Annotated in this window: 13 protein-coding genes; 8 read left to right on the top strand and 5 right to left on the bottom strand. The window is 59.7% G+C overall.

Annotated features, from left to right (window positions below):
* Positions 1–45: 45 nt before the first annotated feature.
* Positions 46–2,631 (top strand): tetratricopeptide repeat protein, encoded by a 2,586-nt coding sequence (locus tag JIN78_RS01465; RefSeq protein WP_200390146.1) that lies wholly within the window; start codon positions 46–48, stop codon positions 2,629–2,631.
* A 1-nt stretch (position 2,632) separates the two neighbouring features.
* Here JIN78_RS01465 and JIN78_RS01470 read toward each other — a convergent pair whose 3' ends face one another.
* Positions 2,633–3,532 (bottom strand): tyrosine recombinase XerC, encoded by a 900-nt coding sequence (locus JIN78_RS01470; protein WP_200390147.1) that lies wholly within the window; start codon positions 3,530–3,532, stop codon positions 2,633–2,635.
* Positions 3,533–3,617: 85 nt separating this feature from the next.
* Between JIN78_RS01470 and JIN78_RS01475 the strand changes: the two genes are divergently transcribed.
* Positions 3,618–4,481, top strand: a complete 864-nt coding sequence (locus JIN78_RS01475) for a hypothetical protein (RefSeq protein ID WP_200390148.1) — start codon at positions 3,618–3,620, stop codon at positions 4,479–4,481.
* Here the strand turns inward: JIN78_RS01475 and JIN78_RS01480 are convergent.
* Positions 4,471–4,992 (bottom strand): glycine cleavage system transcriptional repressor, encoded by a 522-nt coding sequence (locus JIN78_RS01480; RefSeq protein ID WP_200390149.1) that lies wholly within the window; start codon positions 4,990–4,992, stop codon positions 4,471–4,473. The genes JIN78_RS01475 and JIN78_RS01480 overlap by 11 nt on opposite strands.
* Positions 4,993–5,101: 109 nt before the next feature.
* Between JIN78_RS01480 and JIN78_RS01485 the strand changes: the two genes are divergently transcribed.
* The 5 genes from JIN78_RS01485 to JIN78_RS01505 all read left to right on the top strand — a co-directional run bounded on the left by JIN78_RS01485 (position 5,102) and on the right by JIN78_RS01505 (position 12,096).
* Positions 5,102–6,205, top strand: coding sequence for an LOG family protein (locus tag JIN78_RS01485; protein WP_200390150.1), 1,104 nt, complete (start codon positions 5,102–5,104; stop codon positions 6,203–6,205).
* Positions 6,202–6,924 (top strand): TlyA family RNA methyltransferase, encoded by a 723-nt coding sequence (locus JIN78_RS01490; RefSeq protein ID WP_200390151.1) that lies wholly within the window; start codon positions 6,202–6,204, stop codon positions 6,922–6,924. Before JIN78_RS01485 ends, JIN78_RS01490 begins: the two co-directional genes overlap by 4 nt.
* Positions 6,925–6,952: 28 nt before the next feature.
* Positions 6,953–7,804: an NAD(+)/NADH kinase gene (locus tag JIN78_RS01495; protein ID WP_200390152.1), complete on the top strand. Its 852-nt coding sequence runs from the start codon at positions 6,953–6,955 to the stop codon at positions 7,802–7,804.
* A gap of 120 nt (positions 7,805–7,924) precedes the next feature.
* Positions 7,925–8,626, top strand: coding sequence for a hypothetical protein (locus tag JIN78_RS01500; protein WP_200390153.1), 702 nt, complete (start codon positions 7,925–7,927; stop codon positions 8,624–8,626).
* A 35-nt stretch (positions 8,627–8,661) separates the two neighbouring features.
* On the top strand, positions 8,662–12,096 hold the full coding sequence (locus JIN78_RS01505; RefSeq protein ID WP_200390154.1) for a sulfatase-like hydrolase/transferase: 3,435 nt from the start codon (positions 8,662–8,664) through the stop codon (positions 12,094–12,096).
* A 20-nt stretch (positions 12,097–12,116) separates the two neighbouring features.
* Here the strand turns inward: JIN78_RS01505 and JIN78_RS01510 are convergent, their stop codons facing one another.
* From JIN78_RS01510 to JIN78_RS01520, 3 genes are all read right to left on the bottom strand, one after another.
* Entirely contained in the window at positions 12,117–13,253 is a 1,137-nt protein-coding gene (locus JIN78_RS01510; protein ID WP_200390155.1) for a hypothetical protein, read from the bottom strand.
* Positions 13,254–13,272: 19 nt separating this feature from the next.
* Entirely contained in the window at positions 13,273–16,476 is a 3,204-nt protein-coding gene (locus tag JIN78_RS01515) for an efflux RND transporter permease subunit (RefSeq protein WP_200390156.1), read from the bottom strand.
* 78 nt (positions 16,477–16,554) lie between these two features.
* Positions 16,555–17,100 carry a rhodanese-like domain-containing protein gene (locus JIN78_RS01520; RefSeq protein ID WP_200390157.1) on the bottom strand — a complete coding sequence of 182 codons (546 nt, stop codon included), beginning with the start codon at positions 17,098–17,100 and terminating at the stop codon, positions 16,555–16,557.
* 108 nt (positions 17,101–17,208) lie between these two features.
* Between JIN78_RS01520 and JIN78_RS01525 the strand changes: the two genes are divergently transcribed.
* Positions 17,209–17,403 carry a hypothetical protein gene (locus JIN78_RS01525; protein ID WP_200390158.1) on the top strand — a complete coding sequence of 65 codons (195 nt, stop codon included), beginning with the start codon at positions 17,209–17,211 and terminating at the stop codon, positions 17,401–17,403.
* The last annotated feature ends 959 nt before the right edge of the window (positions 17,404–18,362 follow it).

Genomic DNA, 18,362 nt, shown 5'->3' on the forward strand with positions numbered 1-18,362 from the left:
AAGAGGGGTTGGCGATAGCCTTGATCTGCATTAAGGATGTTTGAAGTGAAACGATTTCTTTTTTCCGTTTTTTCCGGGATCACGGCAAGTTGGTCTCTCGGTCAGGGGGCCATGGAGTCTCCCCCGGCCCAAGGGTTGGGGGCCGAGGACTTTGCCCGGCGGGAAGAAGCGGTGGAAAATCTGTGGGCCCGGGGGGAGGAGGCGCTGCCGGAATTGGAGGCCATGCGCGATTCTCCCGATCCCGAAGTTGCTTGGCGAGCCCGCCGCATACTGCGTTGGATTGACTTGGAACTGACTCCGGAAACGCCTCCGGCAGTGGTGGCGGCGGTGGAGGCCTATCGCCGGGCTGACAATGGGGTGGAGCGCAATCGCCTCTACGAATTCCTCCTGGCCCAGGAGGCTTATCTCACCCTTTTCCGTCTCCCGCGCCATATTCCGGATCCGGAAGTGGCCAGCCATTTGAGCGAGCAAGTGGACGAATTGGCTGAAACAGTTGCCAAAGAGAAGATTCGGCAAGGAGAGGATGAAGAAGCCTTTGCCATCCTCACCGACACCCGCAAGTCCGAGCTGGGCACTCTGCGCTGGCTGACCCTGGCGGAGGCGTTGGGGAAAAGCGAAGCTCTCTGGGATGAGCTGAGTGAGGGCGACCGCTTGAAGCTGGCGCGCTGGAGGGGTGATAAGGAGCTGATTGAGAAGCTGGCCCCCGACGACCATGAAGTCCGCCTCTCTTTGAACTTGGTCAATGGGGAGCTCGGAGACTTTTTGGACAAGCAGATGCGGCGCGGCGATCGGCGGGGAGCATTGGCCAAACTCATCTCTGCCCGCTGGGGAGGCAAGGTCTCGGCGGAAGAAGCTCAGCGGCTGCGGGAAGAGCTGGCTGCTGATGTCGAAGAACAAGAATTGAATTGGAAAGAAGCGGTCGGGATTCTGAGTCTCACCGGAGCTTACGAGGAACTCCGTCCCCATTTGGAAACACTCTTTCCCAGGGAGCTGGCATTGGAACTGGAGTCCTATGAGCGAGTGGAGGAAGCCTTTGCCCTGCTGGGATTGGAGGTTGGCGAGCCCCTCCCCGAGGACTGGATCACCGGGCAGCTCGGACGGGTCGAGGGAGAATTCGATATTCTCAATGACGGATGCGCCAATCTCCTCGATCTCGCCTTTATCCTGAGCGAGAGGGGACGAGAGGAGGATGCGGAGCGCATTTTCGATGCCTTGGGGAGCCAGATGAAAGAGTTCTCCGAAGAGGATTTTGGCGAGTATCTCTTTTACCTCACCGGGCGCAGTCGGTTGCGGGCCAGTCAGGGGGCGATTGAGTATGCCCTGCGGCAAGCCCGGGCCGAGGAAGAGGAGCTCTTCACTCCCACCGAGTTTCTCAATGAAGCTTTTTACGAAGATGAGAGCGTGCTGCGGCTGAATCGTTTTCTGCAAGGGGTGGAGCCTGACAAGTCGGATTGGGAGATTGTTGAACTCGTCTTTGCCCTCCGGGGGCGGCCCGTTTCCCTTCCTTGGGAAGAGGTGGCGGAGGCGCTGCGCCAGTTGGAAGAGAGTGCAGCCGAGCGCGAATCGGTTGAACAATGGAATCTCTTATCCGAATGCGCTTTTGCTTGCGGGGAACTCGCCGTTGCCGAGCGAGCCGCCCGGGCACTGGCTTCGCTTGACAAAAAGGACGAGGGCTATGCCTTGGAGCTGGCTTATTTCCAGTTTTTGAATGGCGACTACGACGAGTCCGCCGACCTCTTTCTCCCCACTCTCCGGGAGGACATGCTCGCCACCCGCCTGCATGCGGTGGTGGCTCTGGAGTTGTGCGGGCGCTCGGCGGAAGCGGCCGAGCAGTGGAGTTTCCTTGAGAAAATTGCCTTGGGAGATGGTTCTTGGTTGGTGGAAGTGGCCACCATTTTCGGTCGCTGCGGCGAGTATGAGCGCCAGCGGGAGCTTCTCGAGCGAGCCCTTCTGATGTTGCCTGCTGGTGAGGGGCGCTGGTTTTCGACCTTGATTCAGCTCGGCGAAGCGGCCCGTCTGGCGGGGCACTGGCAGCAGGCCGCAGTCTGCGGGGAAGCCTTTGTGCTGCTCATGAGTTATGATGACGAAAGCCGCTACAGTGCCAATCTCCATTTGCGCGCGGAGATCGACTTTGCCCATGCCATGGCCGCCCTGACGACGGGTGATCGCGAGCGGGGACGGGCCTTGCTAAGCGAGCTGCGCGGTTACGGGGGCTTCTACGGGCTGGTGGCCAACGAGATTTTTCTGAAGCTTCGGCAAGGTGGATTTCACGAGGAAGCGGAAGAATTCTGGCGGGGGCTGGCTCCGACCTATGAAGAATCGCTGCGCTTTTTTCCCGAAGCGGCCAATGCCCACAACACCGCTGCCTGGGTGGCCTCGCGCGCGGCCTGCGACTTGGTAAAAGCCAATGAGTGGATCGAAATTGCTCTCTCCATCAGTCCCCGATCGTCGGCTTATCTGGACACGCGGGCGGAGGTCTATTTCGCCATGGGGGAGCGGGAGAAAGCGATCCAGTGGTCGGAGAAGGCCTGCCTCCGCAGTGATGATTTGATGGAACTGGAGCAACTGCGGGTGCAGCATCGCCACTTTCTTGCCGACCCCTTTCCTCTCCCTGAACCAGCCTCCGAGTAGCCTACTTGGCCCGGGGGTGAGCGGCGCGGTAGGCTTCTTGCAGGCGGGTTTTGCTCACGGCGGTGTAGATTTGCGTGGTTGAGAGGGAAGCGTGCCCGAGGAGGGATTGCACCGCCCGCAAGTCGGCTCCGCTATCCAGCAGATGGGTGGCAAAGGAGTGTCGGAGCTTGTGGGGAGTGACGTCGAAGGGAATCTCGCTTTGGCGCAGATACTTCTTCAAAAGCTGATCAACGGCCCGGGGAGACAGGCGTTTGCGAAGTTTGGAGAGGAAGAGCGGACCCTCGTGCACACCAGCCTGGTGGCGATACTGTTGCACCGCCCGGCAGGCATAAGAGCCCACAGGGACCAGGCGTTCCTTGGCGCCTTTTCCCAGGACCCGCAGGCTGGTGGTGGTGCTCTCCATCTGCTCTGCCTGCAAGCTCACCAGCTCGGCGAGGCGGAGACCGGTGGAGTAGAAAAGCTCCAGGATGGCGGTATCGCGATAGGGGAGCCAAGCGGGGGCTTGGCGGGGCAGGGGCAGCTGGAGGGGCAGGGTGAGGAGGTGCTCCACTTGTTGGAGGCTGAGGGTGACGGGGAGCTTTTTCTCGGCTTTGGGGAGCTGGACCTCGGCCAGGGGATTTTTTGGCAATCCCTGCCGGTAGGTGAGGTATTTGTAGAATGAGCGCAGGGCGGCGAAGCGGAGACGGATGGTGGCCCGGGCTGTTTCCGCCTTCATCAGTTCGAACAAGTAGGCGCGGAAGTGATCGGCAGTGAGCTCGCGCCAGCCGGGAAAGTCCTCGCCCAGGCTTTCTCGAAAAAGCCGCAACGAGCGCTCGTAGTTCTCTTGCGTATGGGGTGAGGCGTTTTTCTCGATGGCGAGAAATTCCAGGAAAGTCTCCTCAAGTTGTTCTGCGGCGGGCATTACTTGACATAAGTTAAACAAATGAAGTGGTCCTGACAACTCTTCTCTCTTGCCATTCCCGCTCCCTCAGCGAGTCTCTCGAGTCATGAAATTCGCCTCTTGTCTTCCCTGTGCTCTGAGCATTCTCGCTTTTTCTTCCTCCGCTTGGTCCGCCGAAGAGGTCTTCTTTCAGCTCAAGTTTGAACCGGGAAAAACGTATCTCATCGAATCAAAGATCGAGCAGAAAGCCACGATGCCCATGGCTGGGCAACAGATCGAGACGGAATCAACGATGACCCTGGTGACTAGCCAGCAGGTCAGCAAACACGAAGAAGGACTGGCGGTAGTGCAAAAGTCGGAGTCGCTGCTAGTGGACATGACGGTGGGCGGAATGGCCCTGAGCTACAACTCCGCGAAGCCGCAAGGCCCGGCCGCTGCCATGTTTGCTCCCATGCTGGAGGCCAGCTCCACCCTGGTGCTGGGCGAGAAGGGAGAGGTGATTTCGGTGACCGCCCAGGTGCCGGTGGGTTTGGAAGCCATGGGGATGGGGGAAGCCGAGGTGAAGCAAAGCGCTCGGGAAATGGTCGATCTGATGGCCAATAAGAAAGTGAAGGAAGGGGGGAACTGGCTGGTGATCTCCTCTTTTCCGCTGGGCGGAATCGTCGAGAAGCCCGTGCCAGTGGTTTACACGCTGGTTTTCGAGAAGATGGTGGATCAGGACGAGCGGCGGCTGGCCAAGGTGCGGGTCTCTGGGGAAGTGAAGCCCGAGCCCGGCCCACTGACTGTGACCGCCAAGGAGATGGGCGGCTACTTTTTGTTCGACCCCGAAATCGCGCAGGTGCGGGAGGCGGTCCTGACTTATGATTTCGAGATCGGCCTCCCGGAGGGAACGCCTCTAGCTCCTGGCGCGGCTGGCAAGATGCCCCTGAAAATGAAGTCACACTCCGTCTTGAGCGAAATCAAGCCGTGACCTTGGCGACCGTCACCTGCAGGTCGGGGGAGAGGGCTTCCAAACCCTGCCCGAGATTTTCTGGGGAGCCCTCGTCTTCCAAGGCCACAGTGGCGATGGTGTGGAAAATGGGTTGCCCGGACTGCGGAGCGGGCTCGAGCCGGGTCTCCATGGCCACGATATTGGCGTGGTGCGCGCGCAGGGCGCGGGAGACTTCGGAAAGAATGCCGGGGCGATCGTTGCCGAGGACGTCCAGAAGGTAGAGCGTCCGCTCTGTGTTGGGGGCCACTTCCTCTTCACGGGCGACAGAGATCTGCAGGTTCTCACTCGCCTGCGCCTGTAATGCTTGCGCCAAGTTGTCGGCTTGCTCGCGGGGACAGGTCACCTTCACGATACCGGCGAATTGTCCGGCCAGGCGGGCCATCTGGGACTCCTGCCAGCTCCCTCCCCGTTCGTTGACGGTGGTAGCGAGGCTGTCGACGATTCCCCGGCGGTCAGGACCCAGAATAGTGAGGACGAGTGTTTCTTGCATGGGTGAAACTTGGCCACAATTTTGCGAATCCGTCTACCTTCAATGCGTGGAGAAGGGGGATGCTGAATTCCCGGCTTGTTCTCCGGGGTAGGCAGGGCAAAGTGGGCAAATGGCTCAACAGGTGCAACCTTTGCAAACTCCCGTCGAGCGGGATTTTACGGCGGGCATGACCCGCTCTTTTTCTTGTTCGCATGTGGGCTCCACTGGCGAGGCTGACCTCGATGAACGCATCATGACTTTGGCCAAGGAGATTTCGCCAAGGGAAAATTCTTGTCTCTTGGCGGAGATGTTCACGACCGCCGTGCGCATCGCCCGCGGACGGGTGGGGGATTCCGCTTTCAAGCTCATGAATCGGGCTCTCAAGGAGATGCGTGTCTCGGAGGAGGTCTTCCATCCTTATCGCAATTGCCGCAAAGTGGCGATCTTTGGCTCCGCCCGCACCCGACCGGAGGAGCCCGAATACCAGACTGCGGTGAGCTTTGCCCGCCGCATGCGCGAGGAAGGTTTCATGGCGGTGACGGGCGCGGGGCCGGGAATCATGGCCGCCGGTAACGAGGGAGCGGGTCGGGACGATTCCTTCGGACTCAATATCTCCCTACCCTTTGAGGCCACCGCCAACGAGTTCATTGCCGGTGATCCCAAGCTCATCGATTACAACTACTTTTTTACCCGCAAGCTGGCCTTCGTGAAGGAAGTCGATGCCGCAGTGGCTTGTCCGGGAGGGTTCGGCACCATGGACGAGATATTCGAGGCTCTCACTTTAATTCAGACCGGGAAAGCCACCGTTTACCCCATCGTTCTGCTCGATGCCCCGGGGGGCACCTACTGGAAGTTTTGGAAGCAGTTTGTGCAGGAGCATCTGCAGCGCTTGCGGTTAATCTCGGACCACGATTTCGCTTTGTTCAAGGTCACTGACGATGTGGAGGAGGCGGTGTCCGAAATCACCAGTTTCTATCGCCGTTACCATTCCTATCGTTATGTGGGGGACAAGATCGTGATTCGATTGCGGGACAATCTGGCCGAAAATCGTCTCCCGCTCTTGCAAATGGAGTTCGCAGACCTCATTGCCGCTGGCGAAATGGAATTGCGGGGAGCCTTGTCCGAGGAGGATGACGAACCGGCCTTGGCGGAATTGCCCCGTCTTGTCTTTCGTCACCGTCGGGGCAGCTTTGGCCGTCTGCGACTTCTCATCGATGCGATCAATCAAGAGTGAAGGAACGAGTTGACAGTCTATTAGTGGCGCGGGGTCTTTGTGAGTCCCGCGAGGTGGCCAAGCGCCTGGTGATGGCCGGGGAGGTCTTTCTCGGCACCGAGCGGGTTTCCAAGGCGGCCACCAAGGTGCCCGTCGACGCGGACCTACGGGTGCGCGAGAAACCCAAGTTCGTGGGCCGGGGCGGATTCAAGCTTGAGGGGGCTCTCGAGCATTTCGGCATCACGGTCACCGATTTCACTTGTCTCGATACCGGTTCTTCCACTGGAGGTTTCACCGATTGCCTTCTGCAGCGGGGAGCGGCGAGGGTCCATGCGGTGGACGTGGGGACCAACCAACTGGTCTACAAATTGCGCACCGATCCGCGGGTGATCGTGAAGGAAAAGTTCAATTCACGAAACCTCACGGTCGCGGATTTGGGGGAACGGGTCGATCTGGCCGTGCTCGATCTCTCCTTCATCTCGCTGACCAAGGTCTTGCCCGCCATTTTTTCCGTCCTGAAGGAGGATGGTCAGGTGGTGGCTCTCATCAAACCTCAGTTTGAGCTCTCTCGCGATGAGGTGGGCAAGGGGGGAATCGTGCGGGGAAGTGACTTGCATGAAAAAGCGGTGGAGAAGATCCGCGCCTTCGTGACGGAGGAGGCGGGTCGGCCGTGGCGGGGGGTGATGGAGAGTCCCATCCAGGGCACGGACGGAAATGTCGAATTCTTAGGGTGGTTTTAGGGGCGAAAGTGTTCACACTCGTCGCGAAATGAGACTGGGGGTATTTGTCAATCCACGGAAGGCGGACGTCGTCGCGGCTTTTGGACGCGTGAGGGAGGCCTTTGAGAAACGCGGTTGGGAGGTCGTGCTGGACCAAGAAGGGGGAGAAGCGGTCGGATACCCCGGGGTGGAAAAGTTTTGGCAAGGCGCTGATCTCGTCATTTCCATCGGGGGCGATGGCACTTTTTTAGAGACTCTTCACCGTATGGGAGGCTGCCCGTGCCCGGTGGCGGGCGTCAATATCGGTCATCTCGGCTTCCTCACTGCCTGCCAGGATGAAGAAGTGGACCAACTGGCCCAGGTGGTCACTGCAGGCGAGCACCTGGAGATTGAGCGGGCCATGCTGCGGGTGCGCATGAGGGAAGAAGGGGGGAGCGAACATGAATTCCTCGCCCTCAATGAAGTGGTGCTGATGCGGGGTGAGACCGGTCGCCTGGTCTCCCTCGAGGCTTGGGTGGATGGGGAATTGCTCAACGAGTATCGGGCGGATGGTCTCATCGTGGCCACCCCCACGGGGTCGACCGCCTACTCCCTTGCTGCGGGTGGTCCCCTCGTCGGCCCCCGGGCCGAGGTCATGGTCATCACCCCCATCTGTCCGCATACTCTCAGTGGACGGCCCCTTGTGCTGGGGGACGATTCCCGCATCGAGCTCGCCCCCAGCGGGGATAATCCCGAGCCCATTCTCTTCACCGTCGATGGGCGGCAGATTCTCCGCGTCGCACCCGAGAGCACGGTTGAGGTGGACAAAGCGCCCGCTCCGCTGCGGGTGGTTCGGTTGCCCGGTCATTCCTTCTACGAAACCTTACGCAAAAAGCTCTCCTGGAGTGGGGGAGGGCTGTGAGGAAAGACCCCGGCAGAAGCGCCTGCGTATTCTGGCACATCTGGGGTTGTGAGTCATTTTTTGCTGGAAGTGCTTTTTGCGCTTTGGTTTCGGCATAATTGCTGCTTCTCTTCGGTTGTTATGAAAACCGACTTTTTCTCAATCCTGCTGGCGGGGAGCTTGTTCACTGGAGCTGCTTCCGGGGCTTCAATCTTCTCTTCGAGCTTCGATGCCCACGGCTCTGCCGATGGAGCCACGAGCTTTTCGGGTCTCACTTGGGTGACCAATGGGGTGACCATTGCCTCCGATACGCTGGCGCTCAGTGCGGGGGAAGTGCAGACCAGTGGCGCTCCGGAGAATGCGGATCGTCTGGCGGTGGCCCGCAATATCGACACTGCGGGTCCTTGGAGTATCGAGATCGCGTTCTCGACGGTGACCAGCACGGTGGTGGCCGATTTCACTTTTGATTATCAGTTTATCAGTGGCGGCGGGGCCAACCAGGGTGCGCCCCATCCCGGCAGTGGCGTGGTCAATGTCGCCTTATTGGATGGCGCGGGCGCGGTGACCTTGAGCGAGGTCACTTTACCAGCTTTGGGTGATGAAACGGCGGCTTCCAACAGCGGCACGGGCATTGTGGCGGACCTGCCCGATTTCGCACTCGTGGCCGGGACGGATTATGTGCTCCGTTTCACCGTTTCCAGCGAGGCGACTTCGGGTAATAATTTTGCCCTCGATACTGTGAGCTTGAATAGTCTGGTCATTCCCGAGCCTTCGACGGCCGCTTTGGCTCTCGTGGCCGGCCTGGGACTGCTGCGTCGTCGCCGTCTGCTCGTTGCTCAGTAAAACTGATTCCTATCCCGTCGAATTTTCAAATCGCCATGCCTTCCTCTCTGAAGAGTTTTTTGCTGTTCGTGTTCATGTTGTCTTCAGAGGGGAGGGCGGCACCCAATATCATCTTCGTCCTCTGTGATGATTTGGGATTTGGAGATTTGTATGGTTTGCATCAGCACACCCGCGACAATGGCGCGGGCGGCGGGGTGGCCGGGGATGGCAGAATCAATGGGACGGAGGAGCCATTCATCTACACTCCTTTTCTCGACCGGATGGCGGCGGAAGGAGCGCAATTGACCCGCCACTACACCAGTGCTCCGGTGTGTGCGCCCGCGCGGGGTTCGCTCTTGCAAGGGCGGGACCAGGGGCATGCCAATATTCGCGACAATTCCTTTGATAAAGTGCTGGAGGACAATCACACCTTGGGCACGGTGTTGCAGGAGGCCGGCTACTTCACGGCCTGTGTGGGCAAGTGGGGGGTGGGGGGCAGTGGCGAGCCCTTTGCCGGTCATCCCAATCGGCGGGGATTCGATTATTTTTATGGCTATCTCAAGCATATTGATGGTCACCAGCATTACCCTGGCAATGGGGGCACGATTTACGAACAGGAAGCGCCGGTCACCAGTGGCCTGGAGCATGCCTACACCACTGATTTGTTCACCGCAAAGGCTAAGCAATTGGTGACCGAACGGACCCAAGTGGCCGAGGATCAACCCTTTTTCCTCTATCTTGCTTACGATGCTCCGCATGCCCAGCTGCAAGTGCCCACCCAGGCCTATCCCGCGGGCTCGGGTCTCAGTGGCGGCCTGAGCTGGCCTCTCAATACCAATACGGGGAGCAATGATTCCTGGATTCACCCCGACTATGCTTCGTTGGGAAATGCCGCCGCCCGCCACGCCACCATGGTGCGGCGGCTCGATACGGCGATGGGGGACCTTCTGCAGACCCTGCGCGACCTCGGCATTGCGGACAATACCCTGGTCGTCTTTTCGTCCGACAATGGCACTCACAATGAAGCCGGGGCGGGGGGTTCGGTTGCGCACAATCCCCGCAATTTCGATAGCTACGGAATGCTGGAGGGAATCAAGCGGGATACCTGGGAAGGAGGAATCCGAGTGCCGACCTTCGCTTGGTGGCCGGGGACGATTGGGGACAACGAGGAAACCACCCCAGCCGCGGATTCGCAACGGCCATCCGCCTTTTGGGACTGGATGCCGACTTTTGCGGAAGCTGCCGGTCTTCGCCCTCCCGCCTGGAGCAATGGCGTTTCCCTTTTGCCGGAGTTGACCCGGCAGGGGGAGCAAGAGGACAAGGGTTACCTTTACTTTGAATACAATGTCGGCAGCAACACCCCGAGTTATGAGGACTTTCCCGTTCACGGAGGCAGCCGCCGGGGGCAGATGCAGGTTCTCTTTCTAGATGATACCGATGGCATCCGCTACAAGGGGGTGCGCTATGATGTCACCGATCATGAGGAAGATGACTTTCTGATCTATGAGGTCGACGGAGATCCGGGCGAGGCACTCAACCTGGCCCCAGACAAAGCTTCCCTGCAACGCCGGATGAAGGACAAAGTGCTGGGGGTGAGGGTGGACGGGGATTACAATCGGCCCTACCTCAATGGGGAATTCGCTCCCGGGGTGGAGGTGACGACCGCGCAGGGCCTTTCCTGGCGTGCTTTCGAGGGAAACTGGCCCTGGGTGCCCAATGTTCATGGCCTGACCCCGTCCGCGCAGGGCGAGGCAGAGGGGCTTGATTTGGAAGTGACCGCCCGACCCACCGATTTGGTCCTCGAGTTCACGGGCTATTTACAGGTCTCCCGGGAAGGCACTTACCAGTTCGAGCTCATTGCCGACGGAGGAGCTGGGAGGGGCGATGCCGGGGTTCTGCTCTGGCTTCACGATGCCAACGTGGTGGCGGCTGATTTCGAGAATGAGGGCGCCCCCCAGCGGGGAAGCGTGCGTTTGCAAGCGGGTCTCCATCCCCTGAAAGTGATGTATCGTCAGGGAGCGGGCGAAAAGAAGCTCACCCTCCGCTACGCCGGACCGGACCTGGATTGGCAGGAAATTCCGGCGGCAGCTCTTCTCCGGGAAGTGACGCCCGGTCCCCAGCCCGTGGCCGGGCCGGATGTGGGCACGGTCCCGGCCGGGGGAGAAATTTTTCTCAATGTCCTGGCCAATGATTCGGATGACGGTTTGCCCGGGGCCCTGCACTTGCAATCGGTGGGCCCCAGCCTGCTGGGCGAAGTCGCGATTGTTGACTCCAGGATTCGCTATCAAGCTGCCGCCGGGGTGATTGGCGTCGATGAGTTTCCCTACACCATCAGTGATGGGGAAAGGACGGCAGTCGGATGGGTGACGGTGAACTTGACCACGGAGGGAGATGGCACTCTTCTTTTCTCAGACTTCGATGACCATGGCTCGGTGGATGGAGCGGGCGCTTTCACGGGGCTTTCCTGGAGTTCTTTTGGAGTTTCCACTCCGGCTCCGACCATCGCGCTCAGCGCGGGCGCCACGGTGCAGACCGGAGGAGCGGGCAGCAATGCCCACCGGTTGTCGGTGGACCGGAATATCGATAGCGAGGGTCCCTGGAGCTTCGAGGTGGCCTTTCGCGCGGAACGCGATCTCATCGCCACCGCACTGCAATTTGATTACCAGTTCACCAGCAATTCCGGCGGCGATCAAGCGGGGCCTCATCCCGGCAGTGGGGTAGTGACGGTGGCTCTGCTCTCGGGCGGAGAGACGCTGAGTGCGGTCACCCTGCCTCCCCTCGGCACCACCCAAGCCGACAGCAACTCCGGGGCGGGCATTGCGGCGGACTTTGAAGATGTGCGGTTGCAGGCGGGCACCGACTACACCTTGCATTTCGGGGTAGGTAGTGAGGCCACCTCGGGGAATAATTTCGCTTTGGACAATTTGCGGCTGCAGGGCTCGCTCAGCCAGCCGGCGGTCCTTTCCTTGACCGCAGACGCTGCCGTGGTCACTCCCGGGGAAGACGTGATTGTGAGTTGGGAAACAAGCGGAGCTGGTCGCCTCACTCTCTCCGATCTCAGCGCCCAGCGCCTGCTCCTCACCACCGGGGGGCAAGGACAGGCGGCTCTCGATGCCGGATCAACCACGCTGACCGCCACGGAGGAAAGTGCCTTGCTCCTGCTTAAGCTGACCGAAGAGGAAGACGGCTCTGGCCTCGCGGTGGCGCGGGTGCTGCGGCTCAGCCTTGCCGGGGAAGCATCGCCAGGCGGGACTTTGCTGCTGGAGCTTCCCAATGGCTCATTGCCGACCGACTCTCCCCAGCTGGCAGTCTCGGGATTGCTCGCTGGCGCGGAGTATCGTTTGTTTGTTTCTCCCGATTTGATCGTCTTCGAACCCGTGGGGGAGCCCCTCATTGCCGATGAGGAAGGGAGCATCACTTTTGCCGATGTCCTGGACTTCGACCCAGTCGCCCGCCCCCGTCGATTTTATCAGGTCCGGCAGGTGCTTTGAGCTTGGGGGGAAGAAATCGCTCAAGGGCGCACCAGGACCTCGAGGGTGTCCCCGGCGACCGTGATGGCGACCTTTCCCTCCGGATCCCGCAGGGAGAAATAACCGCGTAAAATCTCCGCCACCCGGGGAGTGCTGGCCGCCTGGTCAAATTGCAGGGACCAGGTCAGCTGCTCCTCTGCCACCAGGATGGAGTCGTGCCGCAAGCCCGTGGCCAGGGTGCGGGCGGTAGCGGGATCGGAGGATTCGAGGAGAAACAAGTAGAGCGTTAGAGCTCCCAGCTCGGCCTCGGCCGGAAGATCCGAAGCCGGTAGGAGAGGATAGGCGAGGAGCCGGCGGGTGCTGGAGGTGGCCTCCCGGAGGAGGTCCTGGGCCGCGGCGGGAGGAGCCTCCTTGAGGCGGGCAAGGAGGTGGAACTCGGCAAAGGTGGACAGCTCGTGGAAAAAGGCGGGTAAGCCGAGCAAGATACTTTCACGGATGTTCTCGTTGAGGGAGGGAGGGTAGGAAGGCAGGGTTTCGCGAAATTTTTTCTCGACCTTCAGGGCGAGGACCTGCACCGCGAAGTGTCGGGCCAGAAGCTCGTCGAGGGAGCCGGCCACACGGCGCGGGGGCAGATGGGCCCGCGCCAGTCGCTGCGCCAGAAGATTGACGAGGGCGGCTTGCTCGGGGGGAGAGCTGGCCTGGAAGTCATGCATGATGAGGTTCTCGTCGGCAGTCACCAACCCCCGCACCTCTCCCGCCAAGATTGTGATGAGGGTGTGATCGAGCGGTTGGAAGGGAGGCAGGGCTCCGAGTCGCTGGGCGACGAGATTGAGTTGGCGGCGATCCTTGTCAGGCACTACCGCAGGGAGGCCGGAGGTGACTTTGCTGATGATGGTTTCCGCCGGCACGGGGGTGAAAACGGGCTCCTCGGCAAAGTTCAGGGCCAGCTCTTTTTCCACAAAGGCAAGGAGCTCGCGGTCCGGGGTGAAGGGCTCGGCGATGAGGGGAGGCTGGGGAGAGGGAGGTGGTTCGGGCATTTCGTTGCCGGAGATCGGCAGGGGGGCGGGATCAGGGAGGGCGTCCTCCGGCTTGCCGGAATCCGGGCGCAAGGCAACGAGGACGATGGCGGCCAGGACGGCGGCCCCGGCGAGGGTCAGGAGCAAGGGAAGAGGTTTCATAGCCAGGCGGGGAGGGAAATCAGGCGGACGGCTGCTCGCCCCCGGCCCGGGCCTCCTTTTTCCGGAACGGCTCGCGATACCAGCGGAAGAAGCGGGCGAGAGCCGTCTTGAGATCTTCCGTGATCAAATAGGCGGTGGGGATGAGAAGCAAGGTGATGAAGGTGGCGAAAAGAATCCCGAAGGCCAGGGAGATGGCCATTGGTTTGAGAAATTGCGCTTGCAGGGAGCGCTCGGAGATGAGGGGAAGCAGCCCGGCGAAGGTGGTCAAAGAGGTGAGCAGGATGGGGCGGAAGCGCCGGGCTCCCGCTTGCAAGACGGCCTCGTGGAGGGAGAGATTGCTCTCCCGGTGCCGGTTAATAAAGTCCACCAGAACGAGGGAGTCATTCACCACCACTCCGGTGAGGGCGAGGATTCCGAAGACGGAAAGCCAGGAGGGCGTTTGCCCCAGGATGATATGGCCCAGCATCGCACCAATGACGCCAAAAGGAATGGCGAGGAGCACGAAGATGGGTTGCAGGAGGGACTTGAAGGGAATGGCCAACAGGGCGTAGAGAGTGAAGAGAAGCAGCACCGCTCCGATGAGGGTGCGGCGTTGGGTCTCGCCATCATCCGCCACGAAACCGGTGTAGGCCCAGGTGTATCCAGTGCCCGCCAGAATCTCGTCAATGCGCGGGGCGGCGTCCTTGGCAATGCCGATGACGTCGACTTTGTCGTCCTTCGTGTCGGCCCGCACTTCGTTCACTTGTAGTCCGTTGATGCGGTTGAGACGACCCGGTGAGCGGGTGAACTCGTAGTCCACGGCAGCAGAGAAGGGGATTTCCGCCCCCCCGGGGGCCTTCAGGACCAGATTGTCGAGGGTGTCGAGGGTGGAGCGATTCTCTTCCGGCAGCCGCACCATCACCCGGATGTCGTCGCGCCCCCGCTGGATGCGCTGCGCTTGCTCGCCAAAGAAGGCCGCCCGCACCTGCGAGGCCAGCTCGCGCTGGGTCAGGCCCAGCTCAGTGGCCCGTGGCTTGAGCGTCATCTGGATTTCCTCCCGACCCCGCTCGGCATCGTGCCAGGTGGAGACCACTCCTTGGCTCTCGTAAGTATCGAAGAGCTCTTCGATGGCGTCCATCACTTCGATTTTTTGCGGGGAATGCGGGCCCCGCACCTGCACCTCAATGGTCCGCCCGGAATCTTCCCCAAAGCGGCCTCCCCCCATTTCTCCGAAAATGTTGAAGCGGCGCACCTCCTCATCAATCGGCCCCATGATTTCCCGATAACGGTCGGAAATGTCGGAATTACGCAGCTTCGCAAACTGCTTCGGCCGCTTCTCGGGAGGCAGCATCTCGAAGGCAATGGAGCCCTGCTCCGGATCGTTGTTCGGCCGCGAGTGCCACCCGCCCGTGGAAGTGATGATGTTGGTGATGATGGATTCCCCGGTTTTCGGATCGGTCATTTCCTCCTGCAATTGCAAGGCGGCCTGATACATGCGCTGCACCATCTTGTCGGTCTCTTCAATCGGGGTGTCGTTGGGCATGTCCACCCAGGCATTGATCATATCGCGGTCAATGGAGGGAAGATTGACAAAGCCGAGATGGCCACCCCGCATGTAGCCGACGAAGGCGATGGCGATGGCCGCAAAGAGCGCTACCGAGACGTAGCGGTAGTGCAGGCAGAGGTTGAGAATGGGCTGGAAGACCTTTTCCACAAAATACTCCAAACCGTGGGAGATTTTCTGCTGAAAACGTGCGAAGAAGTTGAGCTTGGCCTTCTCCCGATTGGTCTTGAGGTGCTTGAGGTGACTGGGAAGAATGAGCTTGGACTCAATGAGCGAAAAAAGAAGCACCGGGGCAACCACTGGTAGAATGGGCTTGGTGAATGAGGACCAAGAGTCCGGCATGAACATGAGAGGAATGAAAGCCACCACGGTGGTGATGATGCCGAAAGTCACGGGCGTGGAGACCTCCTTGGTGCCCACGATGGCCGCCTCGGTGGGTTCCAGGCCTTCTCGCAGTTTAGTGTAGATATTCTCCCCGGTCACGATGGCGTCATCGACCACGATGCCCAGCACGATGATGAATCCGAACAAGGACATCATGTTGATGGTGGTGTTTAAAACGGGCATAAAGATGAGTCCGCCCGCAAAGGCGACCGGAATCCCAATCAGAATCCACAACGCAAGGGTGGGGCGGAGAAAGAGTCCCAGCACGATGAGGACGAGCAGGGCCCCCTGCACAAGGGAATTGATAAGGGTGGAGAGACGGCCCCGGAGAGCTTCCGAATCGTCATCCCACAGCGCCAGACTAACCCCCGAAGGCAAGCGGGCCGCCGAGGACTCCACATAGGCCCGCACCTCATCGGCGATTTCCAAGGCGTTCTGATCGCCAATGCGATAGACCTCAACGAGTAAGGCCGGCACTCCGTTGAAGCGGACAATCTTCTGATCGTCTTCAAAGCCATCGGATACAGTGGCCACATCACCCAGACGAATCTCGGCTCCATCGCGCGAGCGAAGGACGATATTTTCGAATTGTTCCCGGCTGTAGGCCTGCCCCGTGGTGCGCAGCAAGACACTGCCCCCCGGGGTCTGCACCTGCCCGGCAGGGAGATCGATGGACGAACGACGGATGGCCTCGGTGATGTCGCTCAACGAAAGACCGAAGTGCAGCAAACGATCCGGTCGGGCTTCAATCGCGATTTCCGGCGGCGAGTTTCCCGCGATCTGAGCATTGGAAACACCCCGCAAGGAGGCCACCTCGTCGCGCACAAACCTCGTGGTCTCCAACAAGTCCCGCTCGTTCAAGTCGCCAATCACCGCCACACTCACCACCTCCCGCCACGTTTCGGTAGCCGGCACCCGGTAGCGCGGCCGCTCCGTCTCGCCGGGGAAAGTGCTGACTTGATCGATGCGGGCCTTGACCTCTTCCAAGAGTTCCTTCGGATCCACCCCGTCCTTGGCCTCCACCGTAATCTCACAACCTCCACGATTGCTCTGCGTCCGCAGCCGCTTCACTCCCGTGAGGCCCTCCAGCGCCTGTTCCACCGGAATGGCCACATCCCGCTCCACATCGGCCGGGCTGCCTCCCCGGTAGCTGATGTCCACCCGCACCTCCTTGAACTCCTCGTTGGGATGAATCTCGTAGGGAATCTTTTCCAACGCAAAGAAGGTGGCCACGATCAAAATGGCAACCATCAGAATATTGGTCGCGATGTCGTTGCGGGCAAAGAATGAAATCATGAGCAGAAGAAAGAGGAACAACGTCAGGAAAGGAGCGGCGCTATCAGGCAATGGCCGGATAATCACTCGGCACCAGCCTTAATCCAGCTCCAGACGGTAACGGGGGAGGGAGGGGTCGGCCTCCCGGGCATAAGCATCGATGCCGCCCGCCAGCGCGAAGGTCTCCTTGAGCCCGTGGCCCCGGAACCACGAAACCTGGTCGAGCACGGTCTTGCCAGTGTGATCGTAAAGGATAATGCGTGCAGTGGGGTCACTCGCCGTCAGGGCACCTAGGGTGCTCTCCGTCAGTAACTGCGAGCCCGGAAGAGCCACCGCCTCGTGCTCCTCCCGCGTGCGCACATCCACCAGCAGGGGAGGATTTTCTTTCCTCATTTCCTCCTTCAGCGACAAAGGCGGGACCAGCAAAGCCTGCTCTTGCTCATGGCTGCGCAAAATCGTCTCCTGCACCGCCGTCACCGCCAACTCATGCTGACGACAAACCTCCGCCAGGGTATCCTCTTCCGAAAACGCACAAGACTGGCATCCTCCGATGTGGAAGTCGGCAAAGAGAGCCCGCCGGGCGGAGGGAAACTCCCGCAGCAGCTCTTTCATGGACCGGTCGGGGTCGGGCAGAGACGAAATCATGCGCCCACTATCCGATGGGGAGCACACGAAAGCCAACGCCGATTTTGTCCTTTTCCCGGAAAATGAACTCTGCAAAAGCCCTCCCTGCTGCCAACAAGAGAGACAACGATGACCTACCGACGATTCGACTGGATCCTGTTTTGCCTGAGCCTCCTCCTGGCCGGACTCCTGCACATCCAACGCCAACGGGCCAAATGGTTGCGCGAACTCGACGCCGGAGAGCCGCTCTCCCTCCTTTGGTTTCTCGTTCCTGCCAGCCTTTTCCTGCTGGTCGTGACCCGTGTAATCAAGCGGTGGCGCTGAACCTTGTCCTCCGCCTGAACACCTGCCAGCACCCGGCCCAGTCACCAGCTGCCATAACCTGCCACTGACGAGGTCTTGATTCGGCCGAGTAGGAAGGCACTCTTCCGCCACAAGGTTGGGCGCCGCGTCTGCAAGCGTAGGTTGAGTATATTTCGAGGTCCCTGTGACCGGGAAGGTGCCCACGAAAATCCTACGATTGTCATATTCTCCTAAAAAGAAGCTGTTCTGCGAGGCCATCAACCATATAGACTCGCTTAATGATGGAAAAAGTGAAGTCTCTGCCGAGGTGGAGGCACATCATCTCGATTAGTCTTACTTTGGTTCTTCTAATAACCCTGCCTCATAGTAGCCCGGGACGGGCCTTCGAAGGCGCAGATGGCCATCTTGCGATTTTATCGTTTACGCTATTGATATTTGGAGCATTCTGTCTAGGGCGACTGCAAAGCTTGGGGCTCGCATTTCTGCTGCTAGGTGTGTTGACTAGAATTACGGTCGAGTTGAAGGGGTCTTGGCTTCGAATGTGGTGGGAGAGCGGACATGAATTCAACTGGTGGTCCTTAATTGGTCTTTTGATATACTATGCTGTGTCCTTCATTTTGCCGGTTTTGCTTCTATTGGATGTGATTAGGTTGGGGCTTCCTGATAGTTCACATCCCGAACCCAAATAATTCACGAGCAATACGCAGCGCCATAATTTCGACCGCATCGGTGGGTAGCTTGTTGACCCGGAAGTAGAAAGTTGTAGGAGTAGTAAAAATGCGCCAAATCAGTCGGATTAGGTGTGCTGGAACGTTGTGCAAAGAACGAAGACACGATGCCTATTGATTTCATCAATGCAGATTTGGAGCTTACATCTCAAGAAAAGGAAGTGTCCCCGTCATCGTTAAAATAGAGGTGGTAGTTGGTCGGCCCACGCGTGAGCGTGAGGTCGCAAAAACCAAACCAAACCAACTACCGTG

Origin of the sequence: Roseibacillus ishigakijimensis (genome assembly GCF_016595415.1) — a bacterium.
Lineage (GTDB): Bacteria > Verrucomicrobiota > Verrucomicrobiia > Verrucomicrobiales > Akkermansiaceae > Roseibacillus > Roseibacillus ishigakijimensis.